This is a genomic window from Lysobacter sp. Root667, assembly GCF_001427715.1.
Lineage (GTDB): Bacteria > Pseudomonadota > Gammaproteobacteria > Xanthomonadales > Xanthomonadaceae > Lysobacter.
In genome coordinates this window covers 47,084-58,565 of sequence record NZ_LMHF01000005.1, presented here as the reverse complement: position 1 = coordinate 58,565, position 11,482 = coordinate 47,084, and the positions used below count along the sequence as shown (strand labels likewise).

Annotated in this window: 10 protein-coding genes; 6 read left to right on the top strand and 4 right to left on the bottom strand. The window is 70.0% G+C overall.

Features of this window, described 5'->3' with window-relative positions:
• Nucleotides 1-286 (bottom strand): outer membrane beta-barrel protein (locus ASD78_RS03420; RefSeq protein ID WP_156087557.1); only part of this gene is annotated, 286 nt, incomplete at its 3' end.
• Nucleotides 287-471: 185 nt separating this feature from the next.
• Nucleotides 472-1,920, bottom strand: coding sequence for a bifunctional 2-methylcitrate dehydratase/aconitate hydratase (locus ASD78_RS03415; RefSeq protein ID WP_056098407.1), 1,449 nt, complete (start codon nucleotides 1,918-1,920; stop codon nucleotides 472-474).
• Nucleotides 1,921-2,070: 150 nt separating this feature from the next.
• On the opposite strand from ASD78_RS03415, the gene ASD78_RS03410 reads away from it, so the two are divergent.
• Complete coding sequence (locus ASD78_RS03410) at nucleotides 2,071-2,862, top strand: class III extradiol ring-cleavage dioxygenase (RefSeq protein ID WP_055902438.1); 792 nt, start codon at nucleotides 2,071-2,073, stop codon at nucleotides 2,860-2,862.
• A gap of 393 nt (nucleotides 2,863-3,255) precedes the next feature.
• Here the strand turns inward: ASD78_RS03410 and ASD78_RS03405 are convergent, their stop codons facing one another.
• A complete protein-coding gene (locus ASD78_RS03405) occupies nucleotides 3,256-4,182 on the bottom strand; it encodes a LysR family transcriptional regulator (RefSeq protein WP_055902436.1) in 927 nt (308 codons plus the stop codon).
• A 254-nt stretch (nucleotides 4,183-4,436) separates the two neighbouring features.
• Here ASD78_RS03405 and ASD78_RS03400 point away from each other — a divergent pair, with 254 nt between their 5' ends.
• The 5 genes from ASD78_RS03400 (at nucleotide 4,437) to ASD78_RS03380 (ending at nucleotide 9,331) form a co-directional block, all read left to right on the top strand.
• Entirely contained in the window at nucleotides 4,437-5,627 is a 1,191-nt protein-coding gene (locus tag ASD78_RS03400) for an MFS transporter (RefSeq protein WP_056098405.1), read from the top strand.
• A 67-nt stretch (nucleotides 5,628-5,694) separates the two neighbouring features.
• Nucleotides 5,695-6,726, top strand: a complete 1,032-nt coding sequence (locus tag ASD78_RS03395; RefSeq protein ID WP_056098403.1) for an aldo/keto reductase — start codon at nucleotides 5,695-5,697, stop codon at nucleotides 6,724-6,726.
• 86 nt (nucleotides 6,727-6,812) lie between these two features.
• Nucleotides 6,813-7,607, top strand: a complete 795-nt coding sequence (locus ASD78_RS03390; protein WP_056098401.1) for an SDR family oxidoreductase — start codon at nucleotides 6,813-6,815, stop codon at nucleotides 7,605-7,607.
• Nucleotides 7,608-7,659: 52 nt separating this feature from the next.
• Nucleotides 7,660-8,679, top strand: coding sequence for a zinc-binding alcohol dehydrogenase family protein (locus ASD78_RS03385; RefSeq protein ID WP_055902428.1), 1,020 nt, complete (start codon nucleotides 7,660-7,662; stop codon nucleotides 8,677-8,679).
• A 19-nt stretch (nucleotides 8,680-8,698) separates the two neighbouring features.
• Nucleotides 8,699-9,331, top strand: coding sequence for a LysE family translocator (locus ASD78_RS03380; protein WP_056098399.1), 633 nt, complete (start codon nucleotides 8,699-8,701; stop codon nucleotides 9,329-9,331).
• 103 nt (nucleotides 9,332-9,434) lie between these two features.
• Here ASD78_RS03380 and fusA read toward each other — a convergent pair whose 3' ends face one another.
• The gene (gene fusA / locus ASD78_RS03375; protein WP_056098396.1) at nucleotides 9,435-11,471 is read right to left on the bottom strand and encodes an elongation factor G; all 2,037 of its coding nucleotides are present in this window, start codon (nucleotides 11,469-11,471) and stop codon (nucleotides 9,435-9,437) included.
• Nucleotides 11,472-11,482: the final 11 nt, after the last annotated feature.

The window sequence follows — 11,482 nt, the reverse complement described above, 5'->3', positions numbered from 1 at the left end:
GACGGAAGTCCAGCGAGACGCCGTACTGGCTCCACGACAGGTCCTGGTCGGCGTCGAACTTCGGGTGCTGATAGTTCAGCTCACCGTCGACCGACCAATTCGGGCTGATGAACTTGCCCACGCCCAGGCCCACGAACGGGGCGTTACGGGTACCGCGGTCGTTGTCCTGCAGGTTCATGCCGGCCGAACCGGTGATGTACCAGCGGTCGTCGAAATCCTGCGCGCTGGCCGCCTGGGCCAGACTCAGGCCACCCAGCAGGGCGGCGCAGAGGAGTTTCTTATTCATTTGTTATAGCTCCTTGGTTCAGAAAAATTTGGAAACCGCGTCTGTGAGCTTCCTACCGTTCAGGACGGCCGCCTTCCGACGCCATCCTGCGCAGGTTAGGTTTGCCTATGTGAAAGCCATGTTAACAGGCATCTAACATTCGCAGCCGCATTCGTGGTAAACGCCGGCACCGCCGAGACCGTGAATCAGGGCCGCAACAGGGCCAGGAAACCGGTGATCGGCAGCGCGTCCAGCCGCTGCGGGGCCGCAGCGAGGGCGAGCAGTGTATCGGCCTGGGCCGGCGCCAACCGGGCGCGGACCGCAGCTTCGAATTTGGCCATCAGCAGGGGCCCACCCTCGGCGCGGCGTTTGCGGTGGCCGACCGGGTAGTCGACGGACACGTTCTCGGTGGCGCTGCCGTCGCGGAAGAACACCTGCACCGAATTGCCGATGTAGCGCTTGTCGGGGTCGTAGTAGTCGCGGCTGAATGGGGGATGCTCGGCGACGCGCATTTTCTCGCGCAGGGCGTCGATGCGCGGGTCGGCGGCGACCGCGTCGGTGTAGTCGTCGGCGGTCAGGCGGCCGAAGATCAGCGGCACCGCGACCATGTACTGCAGGCAGTGGTCGCGATCGGCGTAATTGGCCAGCGGGCCGGTCTTGTCGATGATGCGCGCCCCAGCCTCCTGGGTCCGCAGTTCGATGCGCTCGATGTCGTCGAGGCGGTCCTTGACCTGCCCGTGCAGCCGCATCGCGCATTCGACCGCGGTCTGGGCGTGGAACTCGGCCGGGTAGCTGATCTTGAACAGGATGTTCTCCATCACGTAGCTGCCGAACGGCCGCTCGAACTCGAACGGCCGGCCGCCGAAGGCGACGTCGTAGAAGCCCCAGGTCGGCGCCGACAGCGCGCTCGGGTAGCCGGGCTCGCCGCGGACGGCGTCGAGGGCGTGGGTGACGGCGCGACGGCAGGCGTCGCCGGCGGCCCAGCTCTTGCGCGGGCCGGTGTTGGGCGCGTGGCGGTAGGCGCGCAGGCTGCCGTTGTCGACCCAGGCCTGCGAGACGGCGTCGGTGATCGCGTCCTTGCCGCCGCCGAGCATGGCGGTGGCGACCGCCGCCGAGGCCAGGCGGACCAGGATCACGTGGTCCAGGCCGACCCGGTTGAAGGAATTCCTGAGCGCGTAGCCGCCCTGGATTTCATGGGCCTTGATCGCGTAGCCGAGCACCTCGCCCACCGTCATCGCCTGGCCGCCTTCGGCTTCGGCGCGGCGGCCGAGGTAGTCGGCGACGGCGAGGATCGCGCCGAGGTTGTCGGAAGGATGGCCCCATTCGGCCGCGAGCCAGGTGTCGTTGAAGTCCAGCCAGCGGATTTGCACGCCGATGTTGTAGGCGGCCTGGACCGGATCGAGTTCGTAGGCGGTGAACGGCACGCGCGCGCCGCCGCGCAGTTCCGCGCCCGGCACCAGCGGGCCGAGGTGGCGAACGCAGGCCGGGTGGTCCATCGCCAGCGCCGCGCAGGCCAGCGAATCCAGCAGCATGGTGCGGGCGGTGTCGTAGGCGTCCTGCGATTCGATCCGGTAGTCGGCGACGTAATCGGCGATGGCGCGCATCGGCGGGTCGGGCTGGGGACGGACGGCGGAGCGGATATCGGCGTGGCTCATGCAGGCGTGGCCCGGTGCGGACGGCGGACCCGCAGTCTGCGGCCGCGCGTGTGGGTCCGGCGCGAACGCCGGCGTTTGCCCACACGGGCGGAACGCAGCGAGCGACGGCCGGCGCTGGCAAAAGGCCGCGGCCGGGATCACCCTTTCGCTATGGATATCCCGACCCGCCTGCCCACCCTGTTCCTGTCCCACGGCTCGCCGATGCTGGCGGTCGAGGATTCCGCCGCTGGCCGCTTCCTCGATGCGCTGGGCGCGCAACTGCCGTGGCCGAAGGCGATCGTGGTCGCGTCGGCGCATTTCATGACCGACCGGCCGATGCTGGGCGGGCATGCGAGCCCGCACACGGTGCACGACTTCGGCGGTTTTCCGGCGCCGCTGTACCAGATCCGCTACCCGGCGCCGGGCGATCCGGCGCTGGCCGAAGCGATCCGCGCGCGCCTGGACGAGGCCGGCCTGAATCCCAAGGTACGCGAAGCGCACGGGCTGGATCACGGCGTGTGGGTGCCCTTGCGGCGCATGTATCCGCAGGCCGACATCCCGGTGGTGCCGCTGTCGGTGATGCCGCACGGCACGGCCGCGCAGCACTACGCGCTGGGTCGAGCGCTCGCGCCCTTGCGCGAGGAGGGCGTGCTGGTGATCGGCTCGGGCGGTTTCGTGCACAACCTCGGCGATCTCGACTGGCAGCAGCGCGACGCCCCGCTGGCGCCGTGGGCGCGCGAGTTCGGCGACTGGATGCACGAACGCCTGGACTCGCACGATCACGCCGCGCTCATGGACTGGCAGGCGCAGGCGCCGCATGCGCGGCATGCGCATCCCACGGTCGAGCATCTGATGCCGCTGTTCGTGGCCTTGGGCGCGGCCGGCACGCAGCCGTCGGTGCGCACGATCCATCGTTCGCACGAGATGGGTTCGCTGGCCTTGGATGCGTTCGCCTTCGATTGAGGGCACGACGGTCGCGCTCCGGCCTTCTGTAGGAGCGGCGTAAGCCGCGATGGCGTGCTGGCGGAGCCTGCATCGCGCGTGCGGCTCGATCGCGGCTTACGCCGCTCCTACAGAAAGCGGGGACGCGGAATCGGGCCCCCTCGCTCAACCGTCCCTACGGCACCGACAGCTCATACCGCTCCAACAGCGGATGCTTGCCGAAGCGTTCGGACATCACCCGCACCAGCCGTTTCGCGCGCAGGTCTTCGTCAGCGCTTCGGCCTTCTGTGGGAGCGGCGTGAGCCGCGATGGCGCGCTGGCGGAGCCTGCATCGCGCGTGCGGCTCGATCGCGACTTACGCCGCTCCCACAGAAAGCGGGGACGCGGAAGCGGGCCGGCCTCGCTCAACGGCCCTTACGGCACCGACAGTTCGTACTGCTCCCACGGCGGATGCTCGCCGAAGCGTTCGGCGAGGAAGTCGCTGAATGCGCGCACCCGCGGCGGGATCAACCGCCGCTGCGGCATCACCGCGTAGATGCCGGATTCGGCGACGCCGTAGTCGGGCATCACCGGCACCAGCCGTTTCGCGCGCAGGTCTTCGTTGACGTGCCAGGTCGAATGCAGCGCGATGCCCAGGCCGGCGACCGCGGCATCGCGCAGCAGTTCGCCCAGGTTGCTTTCGAACCGTCCCGACACCCGCACCGCGATCTCGCGGCCGGCGCGGTCGTGCAGGCGCCACAGGTCCTGGCGGCCCTGGCTGCCGACCAGCATCAAGCACTCGTGGCGGGCGAGTTCCTCGGGCGAGTTGGGCATGCCGTGGCGGCGCACGTACTCGGGCGAGGCGCAGATCACGCGCCGGTTCGGCGCCAGCTTGCGCGCGACCAGGCTCGAGTCCTCGAGCGCGCCGATCCGGATCGCCATGTCGAAGCCGGAACTGACCAGGTCCAGCAACTGGTCGTTGAGGTTGACGCTGACCTTGACCCGCGGATACCGGGCCAGGAACTCCGGCAGCAGCGGCGACAGGTACTGGCGCCCGAACGAGGCCGAGGCGGTCAGGCGCAGGGTGCCGGCGACTTCGCTCGCGGCCTGGCGCAGGCCGCCGGTCAGGGCTTCCAGGTCCTCGACCAGGGCCCGGCCCTGTTCGGCCAAAGCGGCGCCCTCGGGGGTGGCGTGGAGCTGGCGCGTGGTCCGGTGCAGCAGGCGCACGCCCAGGTCGCGTTCCAGCCGCTTCAAGCGCTGGCTGGCGACCGCGACCGACAGGTCCAGGCTGCGCGCGGCCGCGCTGATCGAGCCCAGATCGAGCACGCGCAGGAACAGGGCAAGGTCGCCGACTCGGTCCATGGCCGTTTATCAAGTATTCGTTGAAACTGATTAGCCATCTTGGTGGTTTTTGCAGAAGATGCAAGCTTCCAGACTGCGCGCCTCCTCTCGTCAGGTTCGCCGTCATGAATCGCGATTCCCGCCCCAACGCCGATGCCGTCCATGGCGCGACCGCGCCCGCTTCGGATAGCCCGGCCCGGCCGCCCCAAGCCGGGCAGTCGGAGCCGACAGGGCATCGACTGAACGCGCCTGCTCTCCCCGCCGCCAAGCAGCGCATGCCCGTGGCCTTATACGCCCTCACCGCCGGCGCCTTCGGCATCGGCACCACCGAATTCGTGATCATGGGCCTGCTGATGCAGGTCGCCGCCGACCTGCACGTGAGCATCGCCGCGGCCGGCCTGCTGATCTCCGGCTACGCCCTGGGCGTGTTCGTCGGCGCGCCGCTGCTGACCACCGCGACCCGACGCCTGCCGCGCAAGACCGTGCTGGTCGCGCTGATGCTGATCTTCACCCTCGGCAACATCGCCTGCGCGATCGCGCCCAACTACACCGCCTTGATGATCGCGCGCGTGGTCACCTCGCTCGCCCACGGCACCTTCTTCGGCGTCGGCGCGGTGGTCGCGACCGGCCTGGTCTCGGAGGACCGCAAGGCCTCGGCGATTTCGATCATGTTCGTCGGCCTGACCGTGGCCACCCTGCTCGGCGTGCCCGCCGGCGCCTGGCTGGGCCTGCACCTGGGCTGGCGCGCGACCTTCTGGGCGGTGGCCGCGATCGGCGTGATCGCCACCGTCGTGATCGCCACCCTGGTGCCCAAGGACCAGGGCAATCAGGAAAACGCCGCGCTGCGCGACGAGATCAAGGCCGTGACCCACCCGCAGGTGCTGCTGGGCCTGGCCATGACCGTGCTCGGCTTCGCCGGCGTGTTCACCGTGTTCACCTACATCCAGCCGATCCTGACCCAGGTCACCGGTTTCGCCGAAAACGCGGTGTCGCCGATCCTGCTGGTGTTCGGCGTCGGCCTGATCGCCGGCAACCTGCTCGGCGGCCGCCTCGCCGACCGCCGCCTGGCGCCGGCGCTGATCGGCACCCTGGTCGCGTTGGCGGTGGTGCTGGGCCTGATGACCTTCGCCCTGCACAGCAAGATCGCGGCGGTGATCTTCGTGGCCCTGCTCGGCATCGCCGCGTTCGCCACGGTCTCGCCGATCCAGCTGTGGGTGCTGCAGAAGACCGACAGCGCCGGTCGCAACCTCGCCTCCAGCCTCAACATCGGCGCGTTCAACCTCGGCAATGCGCTGGGCGCCTGGCTCGGCGGCGCAGTCATCGACGTCGGCCTCGGCCTGGGCGCGGTGACCTGGGTCGCGGCCCTGGTCACGGTGTCGGGCATCGTGCTGGCGGTGTGGGCGGCACGCCTGGATGCGCCGCGCGCGCCGGTATTGAGCGACACGGCGACCTGCCCGGCCGGCTGATCCTTTCCCAATCGCAGCGTGCGGCACAAGCCGGCGCGCGTCTTTCATTCAATCTAAGGAACACGCCATGGACACCCGCTTTCTCGGCAATTCCGGCTTCAAGGTCCCGGTGCTGGGCTTCGGCGCCGGCACCTTCGGCGGCAAAGGCCCGCTGTTCAGCGCCTGGGGCAATACCGATGTCGCCGAAGCCCAGCGCCTGATCGACATCTGCCTCGACGCCGGCGTGAACCTGTTCGACACCGCCGACGTGTATTCCGACGGCGCCTCCGAATCCATCCTCGGCGCCGCGCTGCAGGGCCGCCGCGACCGGGCGATCCTGTCGACCAAGCTCAGCCTGCGCGCCGGCGACGGTCCCAACGATGTCGGCGCTTCGCGTCATAACCTCATCCGCGGCGTCGACCGCGCCCTGCAGCGCCTGGGCACCGACTACATCGACCTGCTGCAGCTGCACCACTTCGATGCGCAGACCCCGGTCGAGCAGGTCATGTCCACGCTCGACGACCTGGTCCGCGCCGGCAAGCTGCGCTACCTGGGCGTGTCCAACTACTCCGGCTGGCAGCTGATGAAGTCGCAGGCGGTCGCCGACCGCTACGGCTATTCGCGCTTCGTCGCCAACCAGACCTACTACTCGCTGGTCGGCCGCGACTACGAATGGGAACTGATGCCGCTGGCCCAGGACCAGGGCGTGGGCGCGGTGGTCTGGAGCCCGCTGGGCTGGGGCCGCCTGACCGGCAAGATCCGCCGCGGCCAGCCCTTGCCCGAGGGCAGCCGCCTGCACGACACCGCCGGCTTCGCCCCGCCGGTCGACGAGGAGCGCCTGTACCGCATCGTCGACGCGCTGGACGCGGTCGCCGCCGACACCGGCAAGACGATCCCGCAGATCGCCCTGAACTGGCTGCTGCAGCGCCCGACCGTGTCCAGCGTGCTGATCGGCGCGCGCAACGAGGAACAGCTGCGCCAGAACCTGGGCGCGATCGGCTGGAACCTCAGCGCCGAACACGTCGCCCTGCTCGACCAGGCCAGCCGCGTCACACCGCCTTATCCCTACTACCCGTATTGGAACGGCATGTTCGCCGAGCGCACGCCCGCGCCGGTCTGACCCGCACTGGCTTGACCCGCGCTAGTTTGAATCGTGCTGGCCTGAATCGACCGCTCCCGCCCCTCCCACGCATCGCGAGTACCGACATGACCGCTACCCTTTCCGGTTCCACCGCCGTCGTCACCGGCTCCACCGCCGGCATCGGCTACGCCATCGCCGAAGAACTCGCGCGCGCCGGCGCCGCCGTCGTCGTCAACGGCCGCAGCCAGGCCCGCGTCGACGCCGCGCTGGCCTCGCTGCGCGCCACCCTGCCCGACGCGCAGTTGCGCGGCGTCGCCGCCGATCTGGCCAGCGCGCAGGGCGCGGCCGAGTTCATCGCCGCGGTGCCGCAGACCGACATCCTGATCAACAACCTCGGCATCTTCGTTCCCACCGACTTCGCCGACATCGGCGACGAGGAATGGCAGCGCCTGTGGGACGCCAACGTGATGAGCGGCGTGCGCCTGTCGCGGCATTACTTCGGCGGCATGCTCCAGCGCAACCGCGGCCGGGTGGTGTTCCTGTCCAGCGAGTCGGGCCTGCAGATTCCGGCCGAGATGATCCATTACGGCGTGACCAAGGCCGCGCAGATCGCGCTGGCGCGCGGCATGGCCCAGCTGACCACCGGCACCGAGGTGACGGTGAACTCGGTGCTGGCCGGGCCGACCCGTTCGGAGGGCGTGGGCGTGTTCGTCGAACAGCTGGCACAGCAACAGGGCGTCAGCACGGCCGAGTTCGAAAAGCAGTTCTTCGACACCGCGCGCCCGACCTCGCTGCTGCGCCGCTTCGCCGAGCCGGCCGAGATCGCGCGCGTGGTCGCTTTCGTCGCCAGCCCCGCCGCCTCGGTCGTCAACGGCTCGGCGATACGCGCCGAGGGCGGCCTGGTGCTGTCCGCGTTCTGATCCGTATCCGTCGCCCGCCTCACACTACGTCCCAGATTCCCGGAGCCGCACCATGAAAGCCGTCGCCCTCACCCGCTATCTCCCCATCGACGATCCCGAGTCTCTACTCGACGTCGAGCTGCCCGACCCTGCCGCGCCCAAGGGCCACGACCTGCTGGTGCAGGTCGAAGCGGTGTCGGTGAATCCGGTCGACACCAAGGTGCGCGCGCCCAAGCCCAGCGTCGAAGCGCAGCCGCGCGTGCTGGGCTACGACGCGGCCGGCACGATCGTCGCGGTCGGCGAGGCGGTCACCCGTTTCAAGGTCGGCGACCGCGTCTACTACGCCGGCGACATCACCCGCCCGGGCAGCAATGCGCAGTTGCAGCTGGTGGACGAACGCGTGACCGGTCACGCGCCGCAGTCCCTGGACGCGGCCCAGGCCGCGGCCCTGCCGCTGACCGCGATCACCGCCTGGGAGCTGTTGTTCCAGCGCATGCCCTTCGACGCCGACAAGGGCGGCGTCGGCAAGACCGTGCTGGTGATCGCCGGCGCCGGCGGCGTCGGCTCGATCGCGATCCAGCTCGCGCGCCGCGCCGGCTTCAACGTGATCGCCACCGCCTCGCGCCCGGAGACCGTCGATTGGTGCCGCGCAATGGGCGCGCACCACGTCGTCGACCATCGCCAGCCGCTGCTGCCGCAGTTGCAGGCGCTGGGCCACGCTCAGGTCGAGGCGGTGCTGAACCTGGCCGACACCGACCGCTATTGGGAGGCGATCGGCGAACTGCTGGCGCCGCAGGGCCATGTCGGCCTGATCGTCGAACCCAGCGGCGCGCTGCGGATCGGCGACCCGTACAAGGCCAAGTGCATCGGCATCCATTGGGAAATGATGTTCGCGCGGCCGCGCTTCCAGACCGGCGACATGGTCGAACAGGCGCGCATCCTCGACCGCGTCGCCAAGCTGATCGACGCCGGCGAACTGCGCGGCACCCACAGCGAAACCCTGGGCAAGATCGACGCGGCCAATCTGCGCGAGGCGCATCGCCGTCTGGAGTCGGGAACGACCGTGGGCAAGCTGACTCTGGCCGGCTGGTAAGCCATAGGGAAACCCAGAGATGAGCGCAACTTCCTGGCTGTTGTTCTGCTCGCTGGCGCTGCTGACCGCGTTCAGCCCCGGGCCTGCGGTCCTGCTGGCGGTGTCCAACGCTGCCACCCACGGCGCGCGCCGCGCCCTGCTCGGCTCGGCCGGCAACGCCTTGGGCGTGTTCCTGGTCGCGGCCACGGCGATGCTGGGCCTGGGCGCTTTGCTGAAGACCTCGGCCTGGCTGTTCGGCGCGCTCAAGCTGGCCGGCGCGGCCTACCTGATCTGGCTCGGCATCCGCCAATGGCGCGCGCGCGACGATCTGTTCGCGCGCGCGCCCGCACCGGCCGCCGTGAGTTCGCCGCGACGCCTGTTCCTGCAGGGCCTGCTGGTGGCCGCAACCAACCCCAAGAGCATCCTGTTCTTCACCGCCCTGCTGCCGCAGTTCATGCGCGCCGACGCGCCCCTGCTGCCGCAGTTCTTCGCCCTGACCCTGAGCTTCGCCGCCTGCACGGTGCTCTCGCATCTGTGTTACGTCGCGCTGGCGCGGGTGCTGCGGCGCTGGTTCGCGCAACCGCGCCGCGCGCGCTGGCTCAACCGCGCGCTGGGCACGGGCTTCGCGGCGATGGGCGTGGGCCTGCTGCGGCTGCGGCCGGCCGCGGTCTGAGCAAAGCGGGCGACGAGACAAAAAAAGGGGCCGGCAATGCCGGCCCCTCGGTTTTCCCCTGCGTGTTGCGCACTCAGGTGTTGCGTACTCAGTTGTTGCCCACTCAGGCGTCGCGCGCGGCCTCGTAGCCGTTGAAGACCACCGACGCCGAAGCCCGTCCCTGGGTCAGCGAACGCAGCGCGGTCGTGTAGCCCGACAACTGCGCCAACGGCGCGCGCGCACTGACATCGGCGCGCGTGCCCTTGTCGTCGATCGCCACGACCCGGCCGGAACGCCGCTGCAGATCGCCGACCACGTCGCCGACGTTGCCGGCGGGCGTGTCCACGACCAGCGCCATCACCGGCTCCAGCAGCGTCGTGCCGCTGAGCGCCAGCGCCGCCTTCAGGGCCTCGCCCGCCGCGCGTTGGAACGCGAGTTCGGACGAATCCACCGCATGCGTCTCGCCGTCGACCAGGCTCACCGTGAGCCCGACCACCGGATAGCCGCGCGGGCCTTCCGTGAGCGCGGCGCGCAGCCCTTTCTCCGTCGCGGAGACGAAGTTGCGCGGGACCACGCCGCCAGTGGTGCGGTCGACGAACTCGAAACCTCCGTCCTCGCGCGGCTCGACATCGATCAGCACGCGCGCGAACTGGCCGCTGCCGCCGTTCTGCTTCGACAGCTTGCCCTCGACGCGCGTTACCGCGCGGCTCGGGGTTTCCTGGTAGGCCACGCGCGGCGAGCCGGTGCGGACTTCGACGTTCCACTCCTGACGCAGGCGCTCGACCATCACGTCCAGGTGCAGCTCGCCCATGCCCCACACCAGGGTCTCGCCGGTGTCCTGGTCGCTGCCGACGCGGAACGACGGATCCTCCTGGGCCAGACTCGCCAAGCCCTGGCCGAGACGGATCAGGTCGCCGGCCTTGGCCGCGGTCAGGCGCCACGACAACACCGCCGGCTGGGCCTGGATCGCGTCCAGCACCAGCTTGCGGTCGCTGCCGCTGAGGGTCTCGCCGCTGACCGCGTCCTTCCAACCCTGCACCGCGACGATCTCGCCGGCGTACGCCACCTCGACATCGCGGCCACGATTGGCCTGGACCACGACCAGGCGTCCGACCCGCTGCGGCTTGCCGCGCCGCGAGGCCCACACCGTGTCGCCGACCCGCAACGTGCCCGAGTACAGGCGCACGAACGAGAGCGCGCCGTGTTCCTGGTGCGCGATCTTGAACACCAGCGCCGCCAGCGGACCCGCAGCGTCGGGCGCCAGCGCGACCTCGCCGTGCTCGCTTTCGGCGCGCACCCAGGGCCGGTCCAAGGGCGACGGCAGGTAGTCGACGATCGCGTCCAGCAAGGTTTCCACGCCCTTGTTCTTGAACGCGGAACCGCCCAGCACCGGCGTGCCGGCGCCGCTGAGCGTGCCGCGACGCAGGGCCGCCTTGAGCGCCCCGGCATCGATCGCGCGCGCCTCCAGATAGGCCTGGGCGAGTTCGTCGTCGTGATCGGCGACGGCTTCGACCAGGCGCTGGCGCAAGGGTTCGTACTCGCGCGCTTCCTCGGCGCTCCAGGGCCGGCGCGACATCACGTCGGCCGCATCCCACAGCACGATCTCGCGCGCCACGTAGTCGACCCAGCCGTGCAGCTCGCTTTCCGCGCCCAAGGCGTGACCCAGCGGCCACGGCACCGCGTCGAGCTTGTCGCGCATCTGCGCGAGCACCAGCTCCAGCGAGGCGCCGACCCGGTCCATCTTGTTGGCGAACGCGATCAGCGGCACGCCGTGCCGGCGCGCCTGGCGCCACACGGTTTCCGATTGCGGCTGCACGCCGTCAACCGCGCTGAACACGGCGACCGCACCGTCGAGCACACGCAGCGAGCGCTCGACCTCGATCGCGAAGTCGATGTGGCCCGGGGTGTCGATCACGGTCAGCCGGTGCTCGGCCTGACCCTGCGGCGTCCAGCGCGTCTGCACGGCCGCGGCGCCGATGGTGATGCCGCGGTCCTGCTCGATCGGGTTGAAGTCGGTGGTGGCGGCGCCGTCGTGGACTTCGCCGGTGCGATGGATCGCGCCGGTTTTCCACAACAGACGTTCGGTCAGGGTGGTTTTGCCCGCATCGACGTGGGCAATGATGCCGAGGTTGCGCCAGCGGGAAACAGTGGTGGTGTTCATACGGATTCGCT

Excerpts from the sequence above, each read along its gene's own strand:
- ASD78_RS03415 (WP_056098407.1), bottom strand. The coding sequence starts at position 1,920 with ATGAGCCACGCCGATATCCGCTCCGCCGTCCGTCCCCAGCCCGACCCG.
- ASD78_RS03410 (WP_055902438.1), top strand. The coding sequence starts at position 2,071 with ATGGATATCCCGACCCGCCTGCCCACCCTGTTCCTGTCCCACGGCTCG.
- ASD78_RS03405 (WP_055902436.1), bottom strand. The coding sequence starts at position 4,182 with ATGGACCGAGTCGGCGACCTTGCCCTGTTCCTGCGCGTGCTCGATCTG.
- ASD78_RS03400 (WP_056098405.1), top strand. The coding sequence starts at position 4,437 with ATGCCCGTGGCCTTATACGCCCTCACCGCCGGCGCCTTCGGCATCGGC.
- ASD78_RS03395 (WP_056098403.1), top strand. The coding sequence starts at position 5,695 with ATGGACACCCGCTTTCTCGGCAATTCCGGCTTCAAGGTCCCGGTGCTG.
- ASD78_RS03390 (WP_056098401.1), top strand. The coding sequence starts at position 6,813 with ATGACCGCTACCCTTTCCGGTTCCACCGCCGTCGTCACCGGCTCCACC.
- ASD78_RS03385 (WP_055902428.1), top strand. The coding sequence starts at position 7,660 with ATGAAAGCCGTCGCCCTCACCCGCTATCTCCCCATCGACGATCCCGAG.
- ASD78_RS03380 (WP_056098399.1), top strand. The coding sequence starts at position 8,699 with ATGAGCGCAACTTCCTGGCTGTTGTTCTGCTCGCTGGCGCTGCTGACC.
- fusA (WP_056098396.1), bottom strand. The coding sequence starts at position 11,471 with ATGAACACCACCACTGTTTCCCGCTGGCGCAACCTCGGCATCATTGCC.